This is a genomic window from Saccharopolyspora sp. 6M, from assembly GCF_020176775.1.
Lineage (GTDB): Bacteria > Actinomycetota > Actinomycetes > Mycobacteriales > Pseudonocardiaceae > Saccharopolyspora_C > Saccharopolyspora_C gregorii.
This window is the reverse complement of sequence record NZ_JAIUJZ010000109.1, coordinates 1-22,471: the sequence shown is the minus strand read 5'-3', so window position 1 is coordinate 22,471 and position 22,471 is coordinate 1. Positions and strand designations below refer to the sequence as shown.

24 protein-coding genes and 1 riboswitch are annotated in these 22,471 nt (G+C 72.3%); of the genes, 12 read left to right on the top strand and 12 right to left on the bottom strand.

The window, feature by feature from the left end:
* Positions 1-160 precede the first annotated feature (160 nt).
* Entirely contained in the window at positions 161-385 is a 225-nt protein-coding gene (locus LCD31_RS16045) for a hypothetical protein (protein WP_224959090.1), read from the bottom strand.
* 124 nt (positions 386-509) lie between these two features.
* Positions 510-734, bottom strand: coding sequence for a zinc finger protein (locus LCD31_RS16040; RefSeq protein WP_224959089.1), 225 nt, complete (start codon positions 732-734; stop codon positions 510-512).
* A gap of 112 nt (positions 735-846) precedes the next feature.
* Here LCD31_RS16040 and LCD31_RS16035 point away from each other — a divergent pair, with 112 nt between their 5' ends.
* Both LCD31_RS16035 and LCD31_RS16030 read left to right on the top strand, forming a co-directional pair.
* Entirely contained in the window at positions 847-1,695 is an 849-nt protein-coding gene (locus LCD31_RS16035; protein WP_224959087.1) for a helix-turn-helix transcriptional regulator, read from the top strand.
* A complete protein-coding gene (locus LCD31_RS16030) occupies positions 1,695-1,874 on the top strand; it encodes a DUF397 domain-containing protein (protein ID WP_224959085.1) in 180 nt (59 codons plus the stop codon). The genes LCD31_RS16035 and LCD31_RS16030 overlap by 1 nt, the downstream gene beginning before the upstream one ends.
* 8 nt (positions 1,875-1,882) lie before the next feature.
* Here LCD31_RS16030 and LCD31_RS16025 read toward each other — a convergent pair whose 3' ends face one another.
* Both LCD31_RS16025 and LCD31_RS16020 read right to left on the bottom strand, forming a co-directional pair.
* Positions 1,883-4,861 carry a sacsin N-terminal ATP-binding-like domain-containing protein gene (locus LCD31_RS16025; protein WP_224959083.1) on the bottom strand — a complete coding sequence of 993 codons (2,979 nt, stop codon included), beginning with the start codon at positions 4,859-4,861 and terminating at the stop codon, positions 1,883-1,885.
* On the bottom strand, positions 4,858-5,742 hold the full coding sequence (locus tag LCD31_RS16020; protein WP_224959081.1) for a DUF3027 domain-containing protein: 885 nt from the start codon (positions 5,740-5,742) through the stop codon (positions 4,858-4,860). Before LCD31_RS16020 ends, LCD31_RS16025 begins: the two co-directional genes overlap by 4 nt.
* Before the next feature lie 228 nt (positions 5,743-5,970).
* Between LCD31_RS16020 and LCD31_RS16015 the strand changes: the two genes are divergently transcribed.
* From LCD31_RS16015 to LCD31_RS16005, 3 genes are all read left to right on the top strand, one after another.
* The gene (locus LCD31_RS16015) at positions 5,971-6,681 is read left to right on the top strand and encodes a glutaminyl-peptide cyclotransferase (RefSeq protein WP_374201661.1); all 711 of its coding nucleotides are present in this window, start codon (positions 5,971-5,973) and stop codon (positions 6,679-6,681) included.
* A 161-nt stretch (positions 6,682-6,842) separates the two neighbouring features.
* Positions 6,843-8,753 carry an MFS transporter gene (locus LCD31_RS16010; RefSeq protein WP_224959078.1) on the top strand — a complete coding sequence of 637 codons (1,911 nt, stop codon included), beginning with the start codon at positions 6,843-6,845 and terminating at the stop codon, positions 8,751-8,753.
* A 10-nt stretch (positions 8,754-8,763) separates the two neighbouring features.
* The gene (locus tag LCD31_RS16005) at positions 8,764-9,243 is read left to right on the top strand and encodes a DUF2771 family protein (protein WP_224959077.1); all 480 of its coding nucleotides are present in this window, start codon (positions 8,764-8,766) and stop codon (positions 9,241-9,243) included.
* Between the two features lie 260 nt (positions 9,244-9,503).
* On the opposite strand, the gene LCD31_RS29380 is transcribed toward LCD31_RS16005, so the two are convergent.
* Entirely contained in the window at positions 9,504-9,896 is a 393-nt protein-coding gene (locus LCD31_RS29380; RefSeq protein ID WP_224959076.1) for a cold-shock protein, read from the bottom strand.
* Positions 9,897-10,230: 334 nt separating this feature from the next.
* Between LCD31_RS29380 and LCD31_RS15995 the strand changes: the two genes are divergently transcribed.
* Positions 10,231-10,437 (top strand): hypothetical protein, encoded by a 207-nt coding sequence (locus tag LCD31_RS15995; RefSeq protein WP_224959075.1) that lies wholly within the window; start codon positions 10,231-10,233, stop codon positions 10,435-10,437.
* Position 10,438: 1 nt separating this feature from the next.
* Here the strand turns inward: LCD31_RS15995 and LCD31_RS15990 are convergent, their stop codons facing one another.
* A complete protein-coding gene (locus LCD31_RS15990; RefSeq protein WP_374108083.1) occupies positions 10,439-10,990 on the bottom strand; it encodes an HAD family hydrolase in 552 nt (183 codons plus the stop codon).
* A gap of 178 nt (positions 10,991-11,168) precedes the next feature.
* Here LCD31_RS15990 and LCD31_RS15985 point away from each other — a divergent pair, with 178 nt between their 5' ends.
* Positions 11,169-12,131 carry a R2-like ligand-binding oxidase gene (locus LCD31_RS15985; RefSeq protein WP_224959073.1) on the top strand — a complete coding sequence of 321 codons (963 nt, stop codon included), beginning with the start codon at positions 11,169-11,171 and terminating at the stop codon, positions 12,129-12,131.
* Positions 12,132-12,472: 341 nt separating this feature from the next.
* On the opposite strand, the gene LCD31_RS15980 is transcribed toward LCD31_RS15985, so the two are convergent.
* Complete coding sequence (locus LCD31_RS15980; protein ID WP_224959072.1) at positions 12,473-14,152, bottom strand: AMP-binding protein; 1,680 nt, start codon at positions 14,150-14,152, stop codon at positions 12,473-12,475.
* 100 nt (positions 14,153-14,252) lie between these two features.
* Between LCD31_RS15980 and LCD31_RS15975 the strand changes: the two genes are divergently transcribed.
* Both LCD31_RS15975 and LCD31_RS15970 read left to right on the top strand, forming a co-directional pair.
* Positions 14,253-15,029, top strand: a complete 777-nt coding sequence (locus tag LCD31_RS15975) for a PhzF family phenazine biosynthesis protein (protein ID WP_224959071.1) — start codon at positions 14,253-14,255, stop codon at positions 15,027-15,029.
* Positions 15,030-15,092: 63 nt separating this feature from the next.
* Positions 15,093-15,488: a YccF domain-containing protein gene (locus LCD31_RS15970; protein ID WP_224959070.1), complete on the top strand. Its 396-nt coding sequence runs from the start codon at positions 15,093-15,095 to the stop codon at positions 15,486-15,488.
* 69 nt (positions 15,489-15,557) lie between these two features.
* Here the strand turns inward: LCD31_RS15970 and LCD31_RS15965 are convergent, their stop codons facing one another.
* Genes LCD31_RS15965 through LCD31_RS15945 form a run of 5 tightly spaced genes read right to left on the bottom strand, consistent with a single transcriptional unit; the run spans position 15,558 to position 19,416 of the window.
* Positions 15,558-16,322, bottom strand: a complete 765-nt coding sequence (locus LCD31_RS15965; RefSeq protein ID WP_224959092.1) for an HAD-IIA family hydrolase — start codon at positions 16,320-16,322, stop codon at positions 15,558-15,560.
* A 26-nt stretch (positions 16,323-16,348) separates the two neighbouring features.
* Positions 16,349-17,443, bottom strand: a complete 1,095-nt coding sequence (locus LCD31_RS15960; RefSeq protein ID WP_224959069.1) for a sulfate/molybdate ABC transporter ATP-binding protein — start codon at positions 17,441-17,443, stop codon at positions 16,349-16,351.
* Positions 17,440-18,210, bottom strand: a complete 771-nt coding sequence (locus LCD31_RS15955; protein WP_224959091.1) for an ABC transporter permease — start codon at positions 18,208-18,210, stop codon at positions 17,440-17,442. Before LCD31_RS15955 ends, LCD31_RS15960 begins: the two co-directional genes overlap by 4 nt.
* 41 nt (positions 18,211-18,251) lie before the next feature.
* Positions 18,252-19,016 (bottom strand): molybdate ABC transporter substrate-binding protein, encoded by a 765-nt coding sequence (gene modA, locus LCD31_RS15950; RefSeq protein WP_374108082.1) that lies wholly within the window; start codon positions 19,014-19,016, stop codon positions 18,252-18,254.
* A 1-nt stretch (position 19,017) separates the two neighbouring features.
* Positions 19,018-19,416 (bottom strand): molybdopterin-binding protein, encoded by a 399-nt coding sequence (locus LCD31_RS15945; RefSeq protein ID WP_224959066.1) that lies wholly within the window; start codon positions 19,414-19,416, stop codon positions 19,018-19,020.
* Positions 19,417-19,589: 173 nt separating this feature from the next.
* Between LCD31_RS15945 and moaA the strand changes: the two genes are divergently transcribed.
* From moaA to LCD31_RS15930, 3 genes are all read left to right on the top strand, one after another.
* A complete protein-coding gene (gene moaA, locus LCD31_RS15940; RefSeq protein ID WP_224959065.1) occupies positions 19,590-20,648 on the top strand; it encodes a GTP 3',8-cyclase MoaA in 1,059 nt (352 codons plus the stop codon).
* A gap of 5 nt (positions 20,649-20,653) precedes the next feature.
* On the top strand, positions 20,654-20,950 hold the full coding sequence (locus tag LCD31_RS15935) for a MoaD/ThiS family protein (protein WP_224959064.1): 297 nt from the start codon (positions 20,654-20,656) through the stop codon (positions 20,948-20,950).
* A gap of 593 nt (positions 20,951-21,543) precedes the next feature.
* Positions 21,544-21,710, top strand: a riboswitch (cyclic di-AMP (ydaO/yuaA leader).
* On the top strand, positions 21,710-22,354 hold the full coding sequence (locus LCD31_RS15930) for a transglycosylase family protein (protein WP_224959063.1): 645 nt from the start codon (positions 21,710-21,712) through the stop codon (positions 22,352-22,354). (Overlaps the previous riboswitch by 1 nt.)
* The last annotated feature ends 117 nt before the right edge of the window (positions 22,355-22,471 follow it).

The window sequence follows — 22,471 nt, the reverse complement described above, 5'->3', positions numbered from 1 at the left end:
ACCCGGCGGCGGCAGGTGCGCGGGCGGTGGGGGTGGCGGCGTCATGTCGAGTCCGAATCTCGCGAGTGGTGGTCCTTGATCAGCTCAGCACGAACCGGACCGCAGGCCGAGCGGAAATGCCGGAAACCGCAGGTGCGCGGCAGAAATCGCCATCTCGCTATTAACAGTCGATCGTTCCGGTGAACGGGACGATGCGGTGATCACCGGTGCGGGCGGCGGTGGCGCACACCGAGCAGGTCGGCCGCTCGTCGCACGGCACGACGTCGGCCGGGTCGGTGAGCACCCCGCAGCTCCCGGCGATCTCGCCGGCACCGGCGACCGGGACGAGGTGGTTCTGGTAGCCGAACGCCACCCAGCAGCGGGCGGGCACGTCGTGCGGGTCCATGCGGATCTCCTCGGGTGGAGGGTGACCGGGCGGGCGTCGGGGAGGTGTGGCCGCCGCCCGGCCACCCGTGCGGACCGGTGTGGGGTCGGGGGTCACCACGACCGGGCCGCGTTCGGGGGCGCGCTCAGCGCGCTCGGTCCGCCAGCTCGCGCCAGCAGTCCATGCAGGTCGGTTCGCGGATCCAGTCGATCTCGTCGGCGACCCGCTGCAACTCGTCGGTGCACACCACGACGCCGCACAGCGCGCGGGTCAGCCCACCCGGTTCGGAGCTGCGCGCGTCCAAACCGAAGGCGTGCCGTCCACTGCTCACCGGCTGCCACCGCCCCACCTTCGCCCCATCGGCCAGCATGTTCGCTCCTCTCTAGCGTGTTTCCGGTTTAAGTATGTTGTTACCGGCTCCAACTTTGCTAGTCCCCCATCGTTGGATCATGCAGCCGACACGGATTGGCTAAGCTGTTTTCATGGCCGGTACCAGTGAACACACACCCAAGGCGCGCCTGCTCGGTGCCGAGCTTCGCGAGCTACGCAAGCAGGCGAACATCACGACCCGCGAGCTGGCACATCGGCTTGGTACCAGTCATGTCACCATCTCTCGCTACGAAACCGGCACCCGCACACCCCGACCGGAGGATGTTGCACGCATACTGGGAACACTAAGAGTTACCGGTACCAGATATGACGAGCTGATCGAGTTCGCTAGGAATGCCGGAGACAAGAACACGTTCGCTCGCAGCTCATCCGGTCCGCACAAGCATCTGGTCGAGCTAGCCGAGTTCGAACGCTCGGCCAGCTCGATCACCGATGTGGCGCCCACCGTGATCCCGGGCCTCCTCCAGACTGCCGACTACGCGCGCTCCATCATGCGCGGATTGCCCAACCCTGAAAGGGAAATCCGAGTCGGCCTACGGATGGCTCGGCGAGACGTACTAGCGGGAAGAGCAGCGAAACCGCTCACCGCGATCATCGCCGAGCACGCGCTGCGCCAGCCCCTCGGCGGTCGAGCGGTCATGGCAGAACAGCTCAGGTACATCTTGAGGATCAGCGAGCAGAGCAACATCACGGTTGCCGTCCTCCCCAACGGCTTGACTCACTGGACTCCCGCACACGAAGGCGCATTCGTCTTGTACGAGTTCGCGAAGGCGCCGCCGATCGTCCAGCTGGAGCACTACCGATCTCCAGCCTTCCTCTTCGAGGCAAAGGACGTCGCTGCCTACAAGCAAGCCGTAGTGGACATCCACACTTCGATCTTGTCTGTTGAGGCCTCAGCGGGTCTGATTGCAACGATAGCCACCGAGATGGAGGAAGCCTGATGCTGAGCGACGCGGCGAAATGGCGGAAATCCAGCCACAGCGGGCAATCCGGCAGTTGCGTGGAGGTCGGCCTCGCCTCGGATGCGGTCGGCGTCCGGGACACGAAGGACCGCGACGGCGGCACCTTGCTGTTCGACCGGCGCGCCTGGCGCAGCTTCCTCGACTCGCTGCGCCGCTGACCGAGACCTCAGCGCAGCAGGGTGACCGCTTCCGGGTCGGCGAGCAGCGCGGCCAGGGCGAAGCGGCTGTCCCAGGCACCGGCCGCCCAGGCGAGGGCGCGGGCCAGCCCGTCCGGTGTCCGCTCGGCGTGCACCGCACCGGTCGCGTCGACCCACCAGTGCACGCGCCGCTCCCCGTCGCGGGTGCTCACGCGCAGCCCGTCGTGCAGGTCGACCTCGCCGTTCGGCACCGCGATGCCGAGCAGTTCGCAGGAGCTCGGCACCCGGCCGACCTCGGCCCAGCGCTGCACGCGGCCGTCGGAGAGCACCCGCATGGTGCTCTCCTCGGAGGCCAGCGGGAGGTCCAGGAGTTCGGCGAGCGCTTCGGCGTCGAACTGGTCGGGGCCGCCGCCGGCGACGACGAGCGGGGCCTCCAGCACGCCGAGCATCCACGGCTCGTCCAGCACCACGGCCCGCTCCGCGCTGACCACGGCCCCGGACAGGGACCGCACCGATTCGGGCGGACCGGCGAAACCGGGGCTGACGACGCCGTCGACCACGGCGTCGGCGAGCACGCGGTGCGCCCGCAGCGCCGTGCCCGCGCGGATGCCGCGGTCCGGGTCGCCGAGCCGCGCCACCAGGTCGGCCGCGTCGTCCGGGTCGTCGACGCGCAGCTCGCCGCGCACCCCGGCCAGCCGCAGCCGCCGCGAGCTGAGGCCGAGGTCCGGCACCGGGTCGTAGATCCCCGCGATGTCCTCGGCCTCCGGCAACCGCCATGAACGGGGTTCGCGGCCGTCGAGGACGGCGAAGCGGGCCAGCCACCACGCGGGATGGCTGTGCGGGTCCCCGAGGACGTGCGCGATGTCCGGGGAGTCGGTGAGCAGCCGGATCGCCTGCGGCCACGCGTCGTCGGCGACCAGGTCCAGGTCGCGGACCGAGGTGAACCGCGCGGGCGGCCACGCCCCGCCCGCCAGGCGCTCCTGCTCGTGCCACCAGCGGACGCTGTCGGCGAACTGCTCGTCCGGGTCGATCGGGTCGTCCTCGACGTGCAGCGCGAACGAGTCCAGCACGCCCACGGACCGCAGCAGGTCCCGCGGCCAGCGCGCCGCGAACGCGCCGTCCAGCACGCCCAGCGAACCGTCCGGCCCGACCTCGTCCGGGTCGAGCACGGCCAGCAGCGCCGCGTCCGGCAGCAGCAGCTCGTCGGCGCGGCGGATCTCGCCGTCGCGGTCCGGCATGGCCAGCGCGGCCAGCCAGTCGTGCGGGCGCGAGTCGCGGACCAGGCCGAGCACCGATTCGGTCAGCGGCAGCACGTCCGCGCCCACCCGGGCTTCGGCCACGCTGCCGCGCACCGCCTCCGCCAGCGGCGGGGCGTCGAGCAGTTCCGCGGGTCCAGCGCGGTGCGCACCGAGCTGCTCCAGCAGCGGGTGCGCCGCGTCCGGGTGCGCGATGCGCAGCCCGCTGATGTCCAATGTGGACAGCACTGCGGCGGGGCCCGAATCGGCATCGCCGTCGGTGAGCAGCACGTCCCGCGCGCCGGTGACGGTGCGGCCGTCGGCCAGCGGCACCGGCAGCGCCGCGAACTCCTCGCGGGCGCGCAGATCGGTGCGCTGGATCGGGGCCAGCGCCTCGTACAGCCGGTGCCACCAGGACGGCGGGCGCTCCAGCCCGCCGACCGCGGCCACCAGCTCAGCCGCGCCGAGCCGCCGCACCTCCAAGGTGCTCAGCGCGCGCCGCTGCCGGGCGTCCGAGAGTTCCGCGGCCAGCAGGCCCGGCACCACGTCCGCCAGCAGCGACACCAGTTCCGGCGAGTAGTGCTCCAGCACCGCGGCGCTGCTCGGAGCCACCGACCCACCGGCGCCACCGGGCAGCCACGCGCTGATCCGCAACCGGTCCAGCACGTCCTGCCGCAGCTTCCCGTCCACATCGGACAGCGGGAAGCCGGGCAGCGGCACCAGCGCGGTGCGGTGCTCCGGCGCGATCTTCGCGACCAGGTCCGGGTAGCTCTCCGCGGCGAACGTCAACACCGACTCCACCGCGGGCGAGGCCGCGACCCGCCGCCGGTCCGCCTCCACCGGCAACCCGGCCAGCAGCCGGGCGGGCAGCGACAGCCGCTCCTCGGTGGGCGTCGGGGCGTGCAGCACGTCCTCGGCGAGCGGGATCGGCACGTCGTCGGGCCCCAGCGGCACCGCCCAGCACGCCCACCAGCTCGCGCCGCGCTTCGCCTCCGAACCCAGACCTTCCAGCGCCGACTCGCCCAGTTCACCGGACACCCGGTGCAGCAGCCAGCGGTCGCTGCGCTGCGGGCCGTGCACCACCGCGCGCGAGGAACCCTGGTCCTCGCGGCGCCACGAGCGCGAACCGACGTGGACCTCGCGCAGCGCGGGCAGCGCCAGCAGCAGATCAGGGGCGCGCTCGGCGAACTCCGCCAGCAGCGCATCACCGTCCACATCGGACCGGACGGGCAGCCGCACCTCGGTGCTGAAGCCCTCCGGCGGCCGCTCCTGCGACGGCCACGCGAGCCGCAGCACCGGCACACCGCCATCGCGGGATTCGAGCTCCTTCGCCGGGCCCGGCAGCGCCGCCGCCTCGGCCCGGGTGCGCTCCGCGGAGAACTCCACCGCGCCCGAGGTCGACACCACGCGCGGCGCGTCCGACACCGCCAGCACCGCGGCGAAACCCACGCCGAACCGGCCGACCGTCGCACCCTCGCGCTTCGCCGACGCCCGCAGCGAACCCAACGCGGCCACGCCGTCCGAGGTCAGCGGCGCGCCGGTGTTCGCCAGCCGCAGCTCACCGTCCTCGAACCGGACCCGCAGCACGCCGTCCGCGCCCGCCGCGTCCGCGGCGTTCTGCGCCAGCTCCACCAGCAGCCGGTCCCGGTAGCCGCCGAGGCGCAGGTCCTCCTCGGCGTTGGCGTCCTCGCGGAACCTCGTCGGCGAGGAGTCCCAGGACTCCAGCACGGCCCGCCGGAGCTCGGCCGTGCCGAACACGTCCTGCGCGGTCACCCGCGCGACTCGAAGTCCAGCGTGGTGTCGTCGTAGACGACCTCGGCGACCGGCACCGTCGACGACGTGTCCACCTCGGCCTCCGAGTGCGCGCCGCACCCGAACTCCACGTGCACCACGCGGCCGTCCGCCGGCGCGATCTCGTTGCCGCACACGCCGAACGCGGCCTGCATCGAACCCGCCAGCGGCAGGAAGAAACCGCAGGTGCCGCACGCGCCGGGCGCGAGCTTCGCGATGTCGCTGCCCGGGCCGAACTCGCCCTGGTGCCAGCGCTCCGCGGCCGCCAGCCTGCCCTCGTGGCTGAGCACCCGCTTGCGGCCCAGGCCGACCTCGTGCGCCAGCGACTCCACGCCCTGGTCCGCACCGGACAGGTAGCCCTCGGCCAGCCGCGGATCGCCCGGAGCGCTCGGCAGCAGATCACCGGCGCCGAGATCGCCCGGCCGCACCCGCTCGCTCCACGGCACCCAGGCCGGCGCCGTCAGCGCGTCCTGGCCCGGCAGCAGCACGACCTCGCTGACCGTGACCGGCTCACCCGGACCGGCGATCGCGACGGTCACCGCCCAGCGCCAGCCCACGTACCCCGGGTAGTTCGATTCGAAGTAGTGCGTCGCCGCGTCCGGCCCCTCGGCCTCCACGCCGACGTGCGCGCCGACGGGGGCCTCCGCCGCGTCGACCGTGAGCACCGGCGAACCGATCGGATCGGCCGCGGGGCCCGCTTCGCCCTCGGCGGCGGCGCGGGCCGTCTCCACGGCCGCGGCCAGCGTCGGGTCGAGCCGGGCCGGTTCGGGCTGGGCCGGTTCCGGCTGGGTCCCCGTGGACTCGCCGCTCGGCTCCCCGGGAACTCCGAGCGGAGCGTCCGGGTCGGTGGTCGGAGCAGGCATAGGCGTCACGTGCTCGATTGTGCCGTACGCGTTCGATGCGGTCGCCGCCCGTGTCAGGCTTTCGGGGTGCGAACCGGAGATCTTCCCAGGCGAACTGCGCTGGGCAACCGTCTGTCCGCAGGTGTGATCATCACGAGCCTGCTGTCCGGACTGGCGTTGGGCGCGTGCTCGGCGCACGTACCAGCTCAGCACGAAGGCCAAGAGGATCGCGAGCACACCGATCAGAGCATTGGGCACGCGGGCAGCGTGCCACACCTTCGAGCGATGGTGACCCGCGTGCTCCCGCACGACCGCTCCTCGTTCACCCAGGGCTTCGAACTGTCCGGCGGAACCCTCTACGAAGGCACCGGGCGGTACGGGCGCTCGCTGCTGCGGGCGCTGGACCCGGACACCGGCCGCGTGCTCGGGGAGGAACGTCTCCCCGCCGACCTCTTCGGCGAAGGCATCACCGTCGCCGGAGACCGTATCTGGCAGCTCACCTGGCAGGAAGGGGTTGCGCTGGAACGTGATCGGACGAGCCTGCGGGAACTGCGCCGGGTGGACTACGACGGCGAGGGCTGGGGGCTCTGCCACGACGGTTCCCGGCTGGTCATGAGCGACGGCAGCGCGCGGCTCACCTTCCGCGACCCGGCGACGTTCGCGGCCACCGGCTCCGTCCAGGTCACCTTGGAGGGCAGGCCGGTACCGGAGCTCAACGAGCTCGAATGCGCCGGCGGGCAGGTGTGGGCGAACGTGTGGGGCAGCGACCAGATCGTGCGCATCGACCCGGCGACCGGCGTGGTCGGCGCGGTCGTCGACGCGTCCGGGCTGCTGCCCGCCGGGGAGCGGGCCGGGGCGGACGTGCTGAACGGGATCGCCGCGGTGCCCGGGACCGACGAATTCCTGCTCACCGGGAAGCTGTGGCCGCACGCGTACCGGGTGCGGTTCGAGCCCCGCTGACCGGTTGCCGCGACCGAGCTGTGGAGAACTCACGCGTGATCTCGCAAATTTCCACAGGTTGTCCACAGGTAGCTCTCGGCTGTGGACAACTCCGCCGCACGCCGGGTTGAGCAGCGGAGCAGCGGACGCGATCGACCCCGCGGCTGGGGCAGGATGAAGTCATGGGGCCCCGACGCGACCAACGCACCGACGAGGAACCGACCGGCCGCCCCGGCTGGGGAGCCGGGCGGCGCGGCAGGCGCGGGCGGATCCCGCAGGGCTTCGGCGGACGGCGGGACGACCGGGAGCAGCGGGACGACCGGGAACGCGACGGCAGTCGGGAACGCGACGGCAGTCGGGAACGCGACGGCAGTCGGGAACGCGACGGCGGTCAGGAACGCGACGGCGGTCGGGAACGCGTCCGCGCAGCCGATGCCGCGCAGGCCGGACGCGAGCAGGCGGGCCCCGGGGCCCGGGGATCCGAGCACCCCGCCGCCACCGCACCACCGCGCACCGCCGGAACGCACCGCGGTTCCGGCCCGGACGGCGAACGCGAACCCCACCCCGCGCCCGACGACGCACGCGAGCACCGCGGGCGCACCGGCCCGGACGGCGGCCGATCACCCGGCGAGGCTCCCGAGAACTCCGCGGGCGGCCGCTGGGACGCCACCGCTCCCCCGCGCAAGCTCACCGTCACCCGGGTCGCGGCCTGGCGCGGCCGCCAGCTGACCCGCGCCGCGATGCGGCTGTTCTTCTCCGCCGCGCACGCCGACGGCGCCGCCGAATCCGGGCTCGCCCGCTTCAGCTACGCGGTGATGCTCAACTACGCGGTGGACGCGGCGATGGCCGTGGCGCTCGCGAACACGCTGTTCTTCTCCGCTGCCACCGGCGAGAGCCGGGACAAGGTGGCGCTGTACCTGCTGATCACCGTCGCCCCGTTCGCGGTGATCGCGCCGGTGATCGGCCCCGCGCTGGACCGGCTGCGGCAGGGCAGGCGCACCGCGCTCGCGGTGTCCTTCGGCGTCCGCGTGCTGCTGGCGGCGGTGATGGCGGTGAACTTCGACGGCTGGCTGCTGTACCCGGCGGCGCTGGGCTGCATGGTGCTGTCCAAGTCGTTCGGCGTGCTCAAGGCCGCGATGACCCCGCGGGTGCTGCCCGCGGCGATCGACCTGACCACGGCCAACTCGCGGCTGACCACGTTCGGCCTGGCCGCCGGGGGCGTGTTCGGAGCGGTGGCGTCCGGGTTCGCGTGGTTGCTGGGATCGCCGGGGGCGCTGTGGTTCATGGCGGCGCTCGCGGCGGCCGGGGTGTGGCTGTGCCTGCGGATCACGCGGCGGGTGGAGAGCTCGGCGGGCGAGGCGCGGGCCGTGGCCGGGAAGCGGCGGCGGGCGCCGCTGGGCCCGCACGTGGTCGTCGCGCTGTGGGGCAACGCGGGCATCCGGGTGCTGACCGGGTTCCTGACGCTGTTCGCCGCCTTCGTGATCAAGGAGAGCACCCGGCAGGACCCGGCGATGCAGGTCGTGCTGCTCGGCGCGGTCGGCGGGGCGGCCGGACTCGGCAGCTTCCTCGGGAACGCGGCGGGCGCCCGGATGCGGTTCGGCGCCCCGGACCGGCTGATCGTGAGCTGCCTGGGCAGCGCGCTGGCGATCGCGGTGTGCGCGGCGGTGCTGGCCGGAGTGCCCGCGGCGGTCGCGGTCGGGCTCGTGGCGGCGACCGCGAGCGCGCTGGCGAAGGTGTGCCTGGACGCGGTGGTGCAGCGGGACGTGGCCGAGGAGTCGCGGGCCTCCGCGTTCGGCCGCTCCGAGACGGTGTTGCAGCTGAGCTGGGTGTTCGGCGGCGCGCTGGGAGTGCTGCTGCCGCCGGTGTGGTGGATCGGCTTCACCACGACGGCCGCGCTGCTGGCCCTGGTGCTGGTGCAGACCGTCCTCGTCGGGCGCGGCGGCGGGCTGGTCCGGCTCCCGCGCCGGGGCCGCCGGGCCGAACCGGGCACCGAGGGCGTTCCGGCCGGACCGCGGACCAGGCGGACCGCCTCGGACCGCGAGCCCGTCCGGCGACACCGGGCCGTGGACTTGGCGGACGACACCGGGCCGTAGGCTCGCGGTCGTGCATCGTGGACTGAAGTCGCTGCTGCTCGCGGCTCCGCTGGGCGTCGTCGCCCTGGCCGGGTGCTCGGCACCCTCCGCCCCGCAGGTCACGTTCTACTCGCACGGCGAGGCGATCGAGGTCGCCCCCGCGCGGTTCTGCGACGCGACCGGGGAGAACTGCGCGCCGCCCGCCGAGGACCCGGTGGGCAAGCTGCGGGTGCCGGAGAAGTCGCCGCTGCAGATCTCGGTGCCCGGCGAGGTGTCCGCCACGCCGTGGCAGGTGTCCTACATCTACCGGGGCGTCGACGGCCAGGAGGTCGAGGGGCGCACCGGCGTGATCCGGCCGGACGAGCGCCACTCCTACACCCTGCGCGTCCCCCCGGACGGCACCCGCCTGGAGCACGTCGAGGTGCAGCAGTACTCCGGTCTCCTCGTGCTCGGCGAGGACGGCGGCGTGGACTTCCCCATCGCCGCCACCTGGGTCATCGACCCGACCTGACGGTTTCTGCCTGTCGAACTCCTGCTGCGTGGTGGCTCGGGTGGCGGAACCTCAGCGGTTCCCCCGCTGCGGGATCTTTTTCGCAGGTGGCTCCGCCACATGGGAAAAAGCTGTCCTCGCGAGGGAACCGCTGAGGACCCGCGGGTGGTCCTGCTGCTCTGGTGGTCGCCGCTCATCGGCTTCGCCGCTGACAGGAAAACGACCTGGCAGGTTCGAAGACGGGCGGTGCGGTTGGCGTTCGCTCTCGTTCGGCGCCGGGGTCAGGCGCCGGGGTCGAGTTCGCGGGCGACCGCGCGGACGACCTCGCCGATCCGCTTGGACACCTTGCGGTCCGGGTACTTGCCGCGGCGCAGGTCGGGCTGCACCTTCAGCTCCAGCAGCTTGATCATGTCGTCGACCATGCCGTGCAGTTCGTCCGCGGGGCGGCGGCGCGCTTCGACGACGGAGGGCGGCGGGTCCAGCAGCTGGATCCGCAGGGCCTGCGGGCCGCGGCGGCCCTGGGCCATGTCGAAGTCGACGCGCTGGCCGGTCTTGAGCGAGTCGACGTCGGACGGCAGCGCGGAGGAGCGCACGTACACGTCCTCCCCACCGTCCTGGGTCACGAAGCCGAAGCCCTTGTCCGCGTCGTACCACTTGACCCTGCCGGTCGGCACTGTCCTCACCGTTCCCTGTCGATGCCCGGCCCGCACTCCTCCACGTGGCCCAGGTCGGGCGGTCCGGGAGCGAGCGGGTCCTCCTTGTCGTCATCGTGCGTCGTGCCGGGGCGCGACGCACCGGCCCTGGCACAACAAAAACGCCCCGGAACGCCACGCTGTCAGAGCGTTCCCAGGACGCGTCCGTTCCAGAGTACCCGCCCGGAGCGCAACATCGTCGCCCCTTGCGCGGAGCGGCCGACGAGGCCTCGCTGACCTGCGAAGTCTTCGACCGAGCCGGAGGTTCCGGCCACACCCGGGCCGGACCTGCCGCCGCGGCGCCTACCCTGCTCGCATGAGCGCCGCTTCCCCTCGTTCCGTCGTGCTCCCCCTCGCGGTGGGCCTGTTCGCCGCGGGCGTGCTCGCGGTGCTCGCGGTGTTCGGGTCGTACGCCGCGGGCCTGGAGGACCTGCCGCTGTGGCTGAACCTGGCGACGCTGCTGGCCCCGGCCGGGTTGGTCGTCGGTGTGGTGGGCGCGGTGCTGCGCACCCGCCGCGGTTGAGTCAGCCCGCGCGGCCGGCGAGCCAGGCGGGGAACTCGGCGAGGTCGCCGAGCGCGACGTCGGCCCCGGCTTCCAGGAGTTCTTCGGCCCGGTAGGGGCCGGTGGCGACGCCGACGGCGAGCGCGCCGGCCGTCTTGGCGCCGACCACGTCGCCGAGGTGGTCCCCGACGTAGATGGCGGCGCCTTCGGCGAGCAGCACGTCGCCCTTGGCGGCGGCGAACACGTCGCCGGCGAGCCGGTCGACCTCCCAGCCGAGGGCGTCGAGGTGCAGCCGCGCGTTGCGCTCGAACTTCCCGGTGACGACGAGCGCCCGGCCGCCGAGCTCGCGCACCGCGGCGAGCGATTCGGCCGCGCCGGGCATGGCCTTCGTGCCGGGCACGACGAGTTCGGGGTAGAGCTCCCGGAACCGGTGCACGAGACTCGCCACGAGCGGTTCGTCGAACCCGTAGGTGCGCAGCACGTCGGGCAGCGGCGGGCCGAGGTTGGCGGCGAAGTGCTCGCCGTCGAGGGGCACGCCGAACTCCGCGCGCAGCCGCTCGAACACGTCGACCATGCCGGGCCGGGGGTCGATGAGCGTGAGGTCCAGGTCGAAGCCGACGGTCGCGGGGTTCACGACCTGGAGGCTAACCGCCGCACGCGGGCGAGTGACCGCCCTTGACGCGGAACTTTCTAGTATCGAAAATCGGCGGTGTAACGCGAATCACACTACCCGGGCGAGCTGGAGCAGGCCGATGACGACCACCACGGACAGCAGCAAGCACCGCGACGACTTCCACTCCCTGCGCCCCGGCGGCCTCAACTGGGACTCGCTGCCGCTGCGGCTGTTCACCAAGGGCAACGCGAAGTTCTGGAACCCCGCCGACATCGACTTCGAGCAGGACGCCCGCGACATGGCCGGGCTCACCGGCGAAGAACGGCGCAGCGTGGCGGGGCTGTGCGCCGAGTTCATCGCCGGCGAGGAAGCCGTCACCCAGGACCTGCGCCCGTTCCTGTCCGCCACGGCCGCCGAAGGCCGCTTCGGCGACGAGATGTACCTGACCCAGTTCATGTACGAAGAGGCCAAGCACACCCAGGCGTTCCGGCTGTGGATGGACGCCGTCGGCCTCACCGAGAACCTCAACGAGTTCGTCGAGGACAACCCCGGCTACCGCACGATCTTCTACGACGTGCTGCCCACCGTGCTGCACGCGCTGGACACCGATCCGGGGCCGCGCAACCAGATCCGGGCGTCGGTGACCTACAACCACGTCGTGGAGGGCTCGCTCGCGCTCACCGGCTACTACGCGTGGAACAAGATCTGCCGCAGCCGCGGGCTGTTCCCCGGCATGCAGCGGATCATCGGCCACATCGGCGACGACGAGCGCAGGCACATGGCGTGGGGCACCTTCACCTGCCGCAGGCACGTGGCCGCCGACGAGGCGAACTGGGGCCACGTCGAGGAGATGATGCAGGAGCTGCTGCCGCACGCCATGCAGCTCATCCAGTGGCAGCCCGCCGACGCGCCCGAGGTGCGACCGTTCGAATTGGACACCGACGAGCTGCTGAGCTACGCGAACGACCGCGCCGGACGCCGCCTCGGCGCGATCTCCTCGGCCCGCGGCACCCCGCTGGAGCAGATCGACGTCGACGCCTCCCCCGAACGCCTGGAAGACCAGTTCGGCGAGGAGGACGCAGCAGAACTCGCCAAGGCTTGACGCCCATTCGTCCCCCTGCTGCGCAGTGATCGGGAGGCGGAACCTCAGCGGCCCCCTCGCTGCGGGATCGATTTCACGAGTGGCTCCGCCACACGAGAAATCGCTGTCCTCGCGAGGGAACCGCTGAGAACCCGCTGGTGGTCCCGTTGCTCAGGTGGTCGCTGCTCAGCGGCTCCGCCGCTGACAGGACACGGCCGAAACTCGCCGGACGGGCGTCGGAGACAGGTAGTGGTCCGGGCCGGTACAGGGAGAAATCGCGGCCACACGGAAACGCGGGCGGCGAGGAAGCCGCGCCACCTCAGTGCTACGCAGCTGCAGCGGAGAAGCAGCGGAGGCAGAGATCAGTCGCCCAGGCCGAGGAGTTCCTTGGCCTGGCGGCGCATCTCGACCTTGCGGATCTTGCCGGTGACCGTCATCGGGAAGTCGTCCACGACGTGCACGTAGCGGGGGATCTTGTAGTGCGCGAGCTTCCCGGTACAGAACTCGCGCAGCGCCTCCGCCGAGAGCTCGGCGGCGCCGGCGCGCAGCCGCACCCACACCATCAGCTCCTCGCCGTAGCGCGCGTCCGGGACCCCGATGACCTGCGCGTCCACGATGTCCGGGTGGGTGTACAGGAACTCCTCGATCTCCCGGGGGTACACGTTCTCGCCGCCGCGGATCACCATGTCCTTGATCCGGCCGGTGATGCTCACGTACCCGGACTCGTCCATCACGGCGAGGTCGCCGGTGTGCATCCAGCGGGCGCGGTCGATGACCTCGGCGGTCTTCTCCGGCTGGTCCCAGTAGCCGAGCATCACCGAGTAGCCGCGGGTGCACAGCTCCCCCGCCTCGCCGCGCGGCATGGTCAGCCCGGTCGCCGGGTCGACGACCTTCACCTCCAGGTGCGGCCCGACGCGGCCCACCGTGGACACCCGGCGCTCCAGCGAATCGTCCGCGCGGGTCTGGGTGGAGACGGGACTGGTCTCGGTCATGCCGTAGCAGATGGCGACCTCGGTCATGCCCATCCGGTCGATGACCTGCTTCATCACCTCCGCCGGGCACGGGGATCCGGCCATGATGCCGGTGCGCAGCGAGCCCAGGTCGAAGCTCTCGAAGTCCGGGTGGTCCAGCTCGGCGATGAACATCGTCGGCACCCCGTACAGCGAGGTGCAGCGCTCCGCGGACAGCGCGGCCAGCGCGGTCCCCGGGTCGAAGCCCTCGGACGGGATGACCATGGCCGCGCCGTGGCTGGTGCAGGCCAGGTTGCCCATCACCATCCCGAAGCAGTGGTAGAACGGCGGCACGATCGCGACCCGGTCCACCTCGGAGTAGCCGCACAGCTCACCGACGAAGAACCCGTTGTTGAGGATGTTGTGGTGCGACAGCGTCGCGCCCTTCGGGAAACCGGTGGTGCCCGAGGTGTACTGGATGTTGATCGGGTCGTCGGCGCCGAGCCGCGCCTGCGCCGCCGCGAGCCGCGCCGGATCGCCCGCCCGGCCGCGCGCCACCAGCTCGTCCCAGCTCGGGTCGTCGAACAGCACGACCTGCTCCAGACCGGGACAGCTCGGCCGCACCTGCTCGATCATCGCGGTGTAGTCGGAGGTCTTGAACCGCTGCGCCGAGATCAGCATCCGCACCCCGGCCTGGCCGAGCACGAACTCCAGCTCGTGCAGCCGGTACGACGGGTTGATGTTGACCAGGATCGCGCCGATCTTCGCGGTGGCGTACTGGGTGAGCGTCCACTCGGCGCGGTTCGGCGACCACACGCCCACCCGGTCGCCCTTGTCGATGCCCGCGTCCAGCAGGCCCAGGGCGAGCGCGTCCACGTCGGCCACGAACTCCCGGTAGGTCCAGCGGCGGCCGCCGGCGTGCTCGACCAGCGCGTCCGAGTCCGGGACGCGGGCGGCGGTCCGGTCCAGGTCGCCGCCGATGGTGTCGCCGAGCAGCGGCACCTCGGAGATCCCGGAGTCGTAGCTGGGTTCTGGTGTTCCGGCGGTGTCCACAGTGCCCTCCCCGACGCTGTCGTGACGCAGAACACTCATGATTGCGCCCGCGTCGGGCAAAAGTCGAGGGGTCGGGCCCAGCCCTTCGGAACCCGGCCGTTCCGCTGGTGATCGATTCCCACGGCCGTACTCTCCGGGGGTGCGCACCTACGTCGTGGACTCCTTCACCGAGCACCCGTTCAGCGGCAACCCGGCCGGGGTGGTGCTGCTCGACGCGCCCGCCGCCGAACCCTGGATGCAGTCGGTCGCCGCCGAGATGCGGCACGCCGAGACCGCGTTCGTCGTGCTCGACGGCACCGAACCGAAACCGCTGCGCTGGTTCACCCCCACCACCGAGGTCGACCTGTGCGGGCACGCCACCCTCGCCGCCGCGCACGCCCTCGGCGGCGACCAGCGGTTCGCCACCCGCAGCGGCGAGCTGATCTGCACGGACTCCGGTGCCGGCTGGATCGGCATGGACTTCCCGGCGAGCGCCGCCGACCCGGTGGAGCCGCCGAGCGACCTGGCGGCGGCGCTGCCCGGCGCCACCGTCGAGGACGTGCGCGCGGCCCCGGGGCGGCTGCTCGTCCGGGTCGGCGCGGCCGCCGAGGTGCGCGGGCTCGAACCGGACCTGGCGCGCATCGCCACCTGGCCCTACCGGGGCGTCGTCGTCACCGCGGCGGGCGACCGGGACGGGGTGGACTTCGTGAGCCGGTTCTTCGCGCCCGCGTCCGGTATCCCGGAGGACCCGGTGACCGGATCGGCGCACTGCCAGCTCGCCCCCTACTGGGCCGCCGAGCTGGGACGCTCCGGGGTGGAGCTGGTCGGCGAACAGGCCTCGCCGCGCGGCGGGTTCGTCCGCGCCACCCCGCTGGGCGACCGGGTGGCGCTGCGCGGGCGGGCCGTCACGGTCCTCGACGGGGAACTGCGGGTCTGACCCGGGGAGAACTCAGGGTCACCACCTGGCCACTCGTCCGAGCGCACATGACACGCTGAGGGCATGCAATTGCTGCTGAACGTGATCTGGTTGATCTTCGGTGGGCTGTGGCTGGCCCTGGGCTACGCCGTGGCCGGCATCGTCCTGGGCATCACGATCATCGGGATCCCGTTCGCCATCGCCTCGTTCCGGATGGCCAACTTCGCGCTGTGGCCGTTCGGGCGGCGGCTCGTCGACGAACCCGGCGCCGGCGCGTTCTCCACGATCGGGAACGTGCTGTGGCTGCTGCTGGCCGGCTGGTGGCTGGCCATCGGGCACATCGTCACCGGCATCGCGCAGTGCATCACCATCATCGGGATCCCGCTGGGCATCGCGAACTTCAAGCTGCTGCCGGTGTCGCTGTTCCCGATGGGCAAGCGGATCGTCGACTCCGACGACCGGCTGCCCACCCGGGGCTGACCAGGTACCGAGGTGAGTGGGCCGGTCGTTCCGCCGGAGCGGGCGGACGGTCCACTCACCCGGAACTCCTCAGACCCCGAACGGGTTCGCGGTGTGCCCGACCAGGTCGGCCACCGAGTTGATCACCTTGGTGGGGCGGTACGGGAACAGCTCCGCGGTGTTCTCGTCCGAGATCCCGGTCAGCACCAGGATCGTCTGCATGCCCGACTCCAGCCCGGAGCGCACGTCGGTGTCCATCCGGTCACCGATCATCAGCGTGTTCTCCGAGTGCGAACCCAGCGCCCGCAGCGCCGACCGCATCATCAGCGGGTTCGGCTTGCCCACGTAGTACGGCGCCCGCCCCGTCACCCGCTCGATCAGCGCCGCCACCGCGCCGGTCGCGGGCAACGTGCCCTCCCGGCTCGGCCCCTTCTCGTCGGGGTTGGTGGCGATGAACCGGGCACCGTTCTCCACCAGGCGGATCGCCTTCGTGATCGCCTCGAAGCTGTAGGTGCGGGTCTCGCCCAGGATCACGTAGTCCGGATCCCGGTCGGTGAGCACGTAGCCGATGTTGTGCAGCGCCGTGGTCAGGCCGGACTCGCCGACGACGTGCGCGCTGCCTCCCGGGCGCTGCTTCTCCAGGAACTGGGCCGTGGCCAGCGCGGAGGTCCAGATCGCCGACTCCGGGATGTCCAGGCCGGTGCGGTGCAGCCGCGCGCGCAGGTCGCGCGGGGTGAAGATCGAGTTGTTCGTGAACACCATGAACGGCAAGCCCTGCTCGCGGAGCTCGGCCAGGAACCGATCGGCTCCGGGCACCATGTGCTCCTCGTGCACCAGCACGCCGTCCATGTCCATCAAGTACGTCCAGGGCGCTTCCTCAGTCACACCCCAGATGATCCATCGGATACCGGGTGCATGGCTACTTCGGTCGCCTTAACCACGAAGAACACCAGGTCGCCGACGCCCAACCGCAGGTCGGCGACCGCCGCGGGCGTCACGTCGGCGGACAGCACCACCGGGTCCGGCGTCCGCGTCGCGGCCCGCAACCGCACCACGTCACCACGCGGTTCCAGCGCGTCGATCCGCACCGGCACCGCGTTGCGCGGGCTGCCGTCCGGCCGTTCCCGGTGCACCGCGACCGCCGACGGCGAGAACACCGCCGCCGCCGGCTCGCCCCGCGCCACCTCCACCGACCGCCCCGCGATCGCGGTGCCGCCGAAGTCCAGCCCGCCGTCGGTGGCGACGCCGGTCAGCAGGTTCAGCCCGGCGATGCGCGCGGTGAACGCGGCTTGCGGACGGGTCAGCACCTCCCGCGTCGGGCCCTCCTCGATGATCTTCCCGTCCACCAGCACGGCCACCCGGTCCGCCAGCACCACCGCGTCCAGCACGTCATGCGTGACCAGCACCGTCGGCTGCCGCTGCTCCCGCAGCACCCGGTGCAGCAGGCCGCGCACCGCCGGGGCCGAGTCGACGTCCAGCGCCGCCAGCGGCTCGTCCAGCAGCAGCAACCGCGGCGCGGCCGCCAGCGCGCGGGCCAGCGCGATCCGCTGCGCCTGACCACCGGACACCTGCGCCGGGCGCCGGGCGGCGTACTCGGCCGCGTCCACCTCGGACAACCACCGGCGGGCGGTCTCCCGCGCCTCGGCCTTGGGCGTCCCGGCCGAGCGCGGGCCGAACGCGACGTTCTCCAGCACCGACATCCGCGGGAACAGCAGCGCGTTCTGCGCCAGCAGGCCCACCCCGCGCCGGTGCGTGGGCACGTGCGCGCCGGTCGCCGCGTCGCACCAGACGTGCTCGTCCAGCGCCACCCGGCCGCGCTCCGGCACCAGCAGGCCGGACAGCACCGACAGCAGCGTCGACTTCCCGGCGCCGTTCGGGCCGAGCACCGCCAGCACCTCGCCCGGGGCCACCGACAGCTCCACGTCCAGCGCGAACTCGGGCCGCGCGAACGCGACCTCGGCGTGCAGACCGGTCACGTCCGTCCCTCCACCGCTCTCGTGCCCGCCACTCCGATCACCAGCAGCGCCAGCACCACCAGCAACAACGACATGGCCACCGCGGCGTCCACGTCGGACTGCGCGGTGGTGTAGATGGCCAGCGGCAGGGTGCGGGTGGTGCCCTGCAGGCTGCCCGCGAACGTGATCGTCGCGCCGAACTCGCCCAGCGCCCGCGCGAACGTGAGCACCACGCTCGATCCCAGCGCGGGCAGCAGCATCGGCACCGTCACCCGCCGGAACGTCGTCCACGGGCCCGCGCCCAGCGTCGCCGCCACCTGCTCGTAGCGGGCGTCCGCCGAGCGCAGCGCGCCCTCCAGGCCCACCACCAGGAACGGCATCGCCACGAACGTCTGCGCCAGCACCACCGCCGCCGTCGTGTACGGCAGCCGCAGCCCGGCGTCGTCGAGCAGCCCGCCCAGCGGACCGGTGCGCCCCAGCAGGTACAGCAGCGCCAGCCCGCCGACCACCGGCGGCAGCACCAGCGGCAGCAGCACCACCGCGCGCAGCACCCGCAAGCCGCGCAACCGCGCCCGCGCCAGCACCACCGCCAGCGGGCCGCCGAACACCAGCGACAGCACCGTCGCCACCAGCGAGGTGCGCACCGACAGCTCCAGCGCGTCCAGCGCGGCCTCGCTGGTCAGCAGCTCGGGCAGCCGGGCCGGGTCCACCCTGGTGAGCAGCCCCAGCACCGGCAGCACGATCAGCACCAGCGCCAGCGCGGCGGGAACCCACAGCACCCCCGGCACGGCCACCGGGCGCGCTCCTCCGCCGCGCGCGCGACGCGGGCTCACTCCGAGCCGAAGCCGTGCTCGGTGAGCACCTGCTCGCCCACCGGGCCGCGCACGTAGTCCAGGAACCTCTGGGCCAGCTCCGGTTCCGGAGCGTCCTTGAGCGCGACGATCGGGTAGTCGTTCACCGCCTGGTCCGCCTCCGGGAAGTCCACCGCCTGCACCTGGTCGGCGGCGGAGCGCGCGTCCGTCACGTACACCAGACCGGCGTCCGCCTCACCGGCCGCGACCTTGCGCAGCACCGACTTGACGTCGTTCTCCTCGCTGGCCGGCTCGACGTCCAGGCCCGCGGCCCGCTCGACGGTCGCCGAGGCCGAACCGCAGGGCACCTGCGGCGCGCACTGCACGACGAGCCGGCCGGGCGCGGTCAGGTCGGCCAGCGAACCGATGTGGTCCGGGTTGCCCTTCGGGACCGCGATGGTCAGCTTGTTGGTGGCGAACACCTGCGGCTCGCCGCCGGTGACGCCCGCCTTCGTCGCCTTGTCCATGTTCTTGGTGTCCGCGGAGGCGAACACGTCGGCCCGGCGGCCCTGGGTGAGCTGCTCGACCAGCGTGGACGACCCCGCGTAGTCCACCTGCACCTCCACCCCCGGGTTCTCCGCCTCGAACCGCTCGGCGAGCTGGTCGAACGATTCGGTCAGCGAGGCCGCGGCGAGCACCGTGACGGTGCGCTCGCCCTGCGCCTGCTCGCCGCCGCCGGTCGAACACCCGGCCGCTAACAGCGCCAGCCCGGCCAGGGCTGCGACAACTCTGGGTCCCACCACGTCAGCCTCCCGGCGTCTCCACCACGACGTTGGTCGATTTGACCACCGCCACCGCCAGCACTCCCGGCTCCAGGCCCAGTTCCCGCACGGCCTCGGTGCTCATCAGCGACACCACCCGGTGCGGGCCGCACTGCAGCTCCACCTGCGACATCACCCGGTCCGAGACGACCTCGGTGACGAGCCCGACGAGCCGGTTGCGGGCCGAACGACCCACCCCCGACGGGTCCGGCACGGCCCGCGCCTGGTCGCGGGCGAACCCGGCCAGGACGGCACCGTCCACCACGAGGCGGCCGGAGCCGTCCCGCTCGGTGGTCAGCTGCCCGCCGTCGGCCCAGCGGCGCACGGTGTCGTCGCTGACGCCGAGCAGTCCGGCGGCTTCGGAAATCCGGTAGTGCGGCACAGTCGTGCAGATTACTGCCGCGACTGCGGGCAGGACAGCGCCCCATCGGCCGCACTCGCGGCGTCCGGACCGTCCACTGCGGATCTCCGCAGGTCGGGAAAGCCCCGCACCGCTGCGAGAAAGCCGCTCCCGTCGATCGAAATACCCCCTCGGACGGGGTTAGGGTCGATGGTGTGACCGCAGTGGACCTGGGCATCCCGGCCGTGCGCCCCACGACCGACACCTCGACGCGTCCGGACACCCCGGCACTGGTCGACCGGTTCGGCCGCGTGGCCACCGACCTCCGCGTATCCCTGATCGACAAGTGCAACCTGCGCTGCACCTACTGCATGCCCGCCGAGGGGCTGCCGTGGCTGAAGAAGCAGGAGATGCTCGACACCGGCGAGATGAACCGGCTGATCCGGATCGCCGTGGAGACCCTCGGGGTCACCAACGTGCGGTTCACCGGCGGCGAACCGCTGCTGCGCCAGGACCTGGTGGACGTCGTCGCCGCCACCAGCGCGCTGCCGTCGCACCCGAAGACCTCGTTGACCACCAACGGCATCAACCTGCACCGCTACGCGGACGCGCTGGTCGAGGCCGGGCTGGACCGGGTCAACGTCTCGCTGGACACGCTGCGCGCCGAGACCTTCCACCGGCTGACCCGCCGGGACCGGTTCCACGACGTGCTCGACGGGCTCGCCGCGGCCAAGGCGACCGGGCTGGAACCGGTGAAGGTGAACGCGGTGCTGCTGCGCGGCGTGAACGACGACGAGGCCGGTGACCTGCTGCGCTTCTGCCTGGAGCACGGCTACCAGCTGCGGTTCATCGAGCAGATGCCGCTGGACCCGCAGCACGGCTGGGACCGCGAGCAGATGATCACCGCGGACGAGATCCTGGAGCGGCTGGGCGCCGAGTTCGACCTCACCCCGCACGTGGCCGAACGCGGTTCGGCGCCCGCGGAGCGCTGGCTGGTGGACGGCGGGCCCGGCACGGTCGGCGTGATCGGCTCGGTGACGCGGCCGTTCTGCGCCGACTGCGACCGGACCCGGCTCACCGCCGACGGACAGCTGCGGTCCTGCCTGTTCTCCACCACCGAGACCGACCTGCGCGGCCCGCTGCGCGACGGCGCGGGGGACGACGAACTGGCTCGGCTGTGGCAGGGGACGATGTGGGCCAAGAAGGCCGGGCACGGGATGGACGACGACGGGTTCGCGCAGCCGTCCCGGCCGATGAGCGCGATCGGAGGCTGACCGCCGTGACTGTGCAGTTCGAAGGTGCACCCGCCACGACGGCCGTGCGGGTGCGGTACTTCGCCGGCGCCAGGGCGGCGGCGGGCGTGGCCGAGGAGGTCCTGAGCATCGCGCCGGCCGCGCCGGGGCCGGTGCGGGCGTCGGACGTGGTCGACGCGGTGCTCGCGGCGCACGACGAGCGGCTGGCCGCCGTGGTGCCCGCCTGCAGCTTCCTGCTCAACGGGGTCGCGCTGCGGGACCGGTCGATCGAGGTCGGCGCCGGTGACGAGCTGGACGTGCTGCCGCCGTTCGCGGGTGGCTGAACGCCTGCGGCGATCGAGTTCTCTCCTCATTACTCCGCCCGCGCAGGCGCGCGTGCGCGAATACAACATTCCTCGGCGTGTCTGACACACTCCCCCGGGTGACTTCTCGGTGTGCGATCGAGTGGCTCCGCACCGCCTCCCCGGGGGCGCCGCCGGGACGGTCTCCTGATCTTCGAACGGCTCCTGGACGATCTCGAGCCGTCTCCTCGGATCCCTCACCCGAGAGAGGCCAGACCTCACCGAGAGTCACGCCCCCTGATCGCGCAGTGATCGCGAAAAGGCCCGATTCCACGCGTGCACCGGACTCGATTCAGACCGACCGAGGGATGACATCCCGGCGACGACGAGGTTTCAAGGCCGCCGAAGAGGTGAGCCACGCCTCACTGACGGTGATCGATCTCAGCCCGGAAACGACTTGATAACGACGCTCTGATCAGCGAAAACGATCGAGATCGGACACCCCTGAGCCATCGTTACTGTGACTAGCATCACATATGCTCAGATTTCCGCTTCGGCGATCGGTTACGTAGTGTCGCTCTCCGGTCGGCCCCGAACCGATCAGCAAGGACCACGGAAGCCCGCAGCGCCGAACCCTGTCCGGCGGGCTTCCCACCCCCGAACGAACACACCGGACAGGGGCGGGGGAACCACCACTGGGCGCCCCGAACGCCCTAGGGGTGAAGCCGGCTCCCGAGCCGGCCGGGCTGCCTCTCAGCTCGAACCCGACAGCTCACCTCGCAAGCGCGGCAGGAGAGGGAAATGACTCGCTACGAAGGCAAGCACCGGAAACCTTCCACCGCCGGCATCGCCCGCAACGCCGCCCGGCTCGCCATCGCAGGTGCCGTGGTCGCCGCCCCGATCGCGGTCGCGGCCCCCGCGAACGCCGCGGACTGGGACCAGCTCGCGCAGTGCGAGAGCAGCGGCAACTGGAGCGCGAACACCGGCAACGGGTTCTCCGGCGGCCTCCAGTTCACCCCGTCGACCTGGGCGGCCTACGGCGGCACGCAGTACGCGTCGAACGCCAAGGACGCCAGCCGCGAGGAGCAGATCGCGGTCGCCGAGAAGGTCCTCGCCTCGCAGGGCCCCGGCGCCTGGCCGGGCTGCACCTCGAAGACCAGCTGGACCAGCGGCAGCACCAGCGGTGGCTCCAGCTCGTCCTCCGAGAAGAGCTCGTCCTCCGAGAAGAGCTCCTCCTCGAAGAAGAGCTCGAAGAGCACCACCAGCACCAAGAAGAAGTCGACCGTGAAGTCCAACGGTGCCGACTACACGGTGCAGGCCGGTGACACCCTGGGCAAGATCGCCAGCCAGTACGGCGTCGACTACCAGGACATCTTCGAGCGCAACAGCGGCGTGCTCAGCGACCCGAACCTGATCTTCCCGGGTCAGCAGCTCGACATCAAGTGATCGACCGGCCAGGTCCTCGACCTGGCTCGGAGTCGGCCGCCCCCCCCCGCGCCCCCGGGGGCCCCCCCCCCCCCCCCCCGCGAGCAGCCGCCACCGGCGGGCGCCCACCCGCCCCGG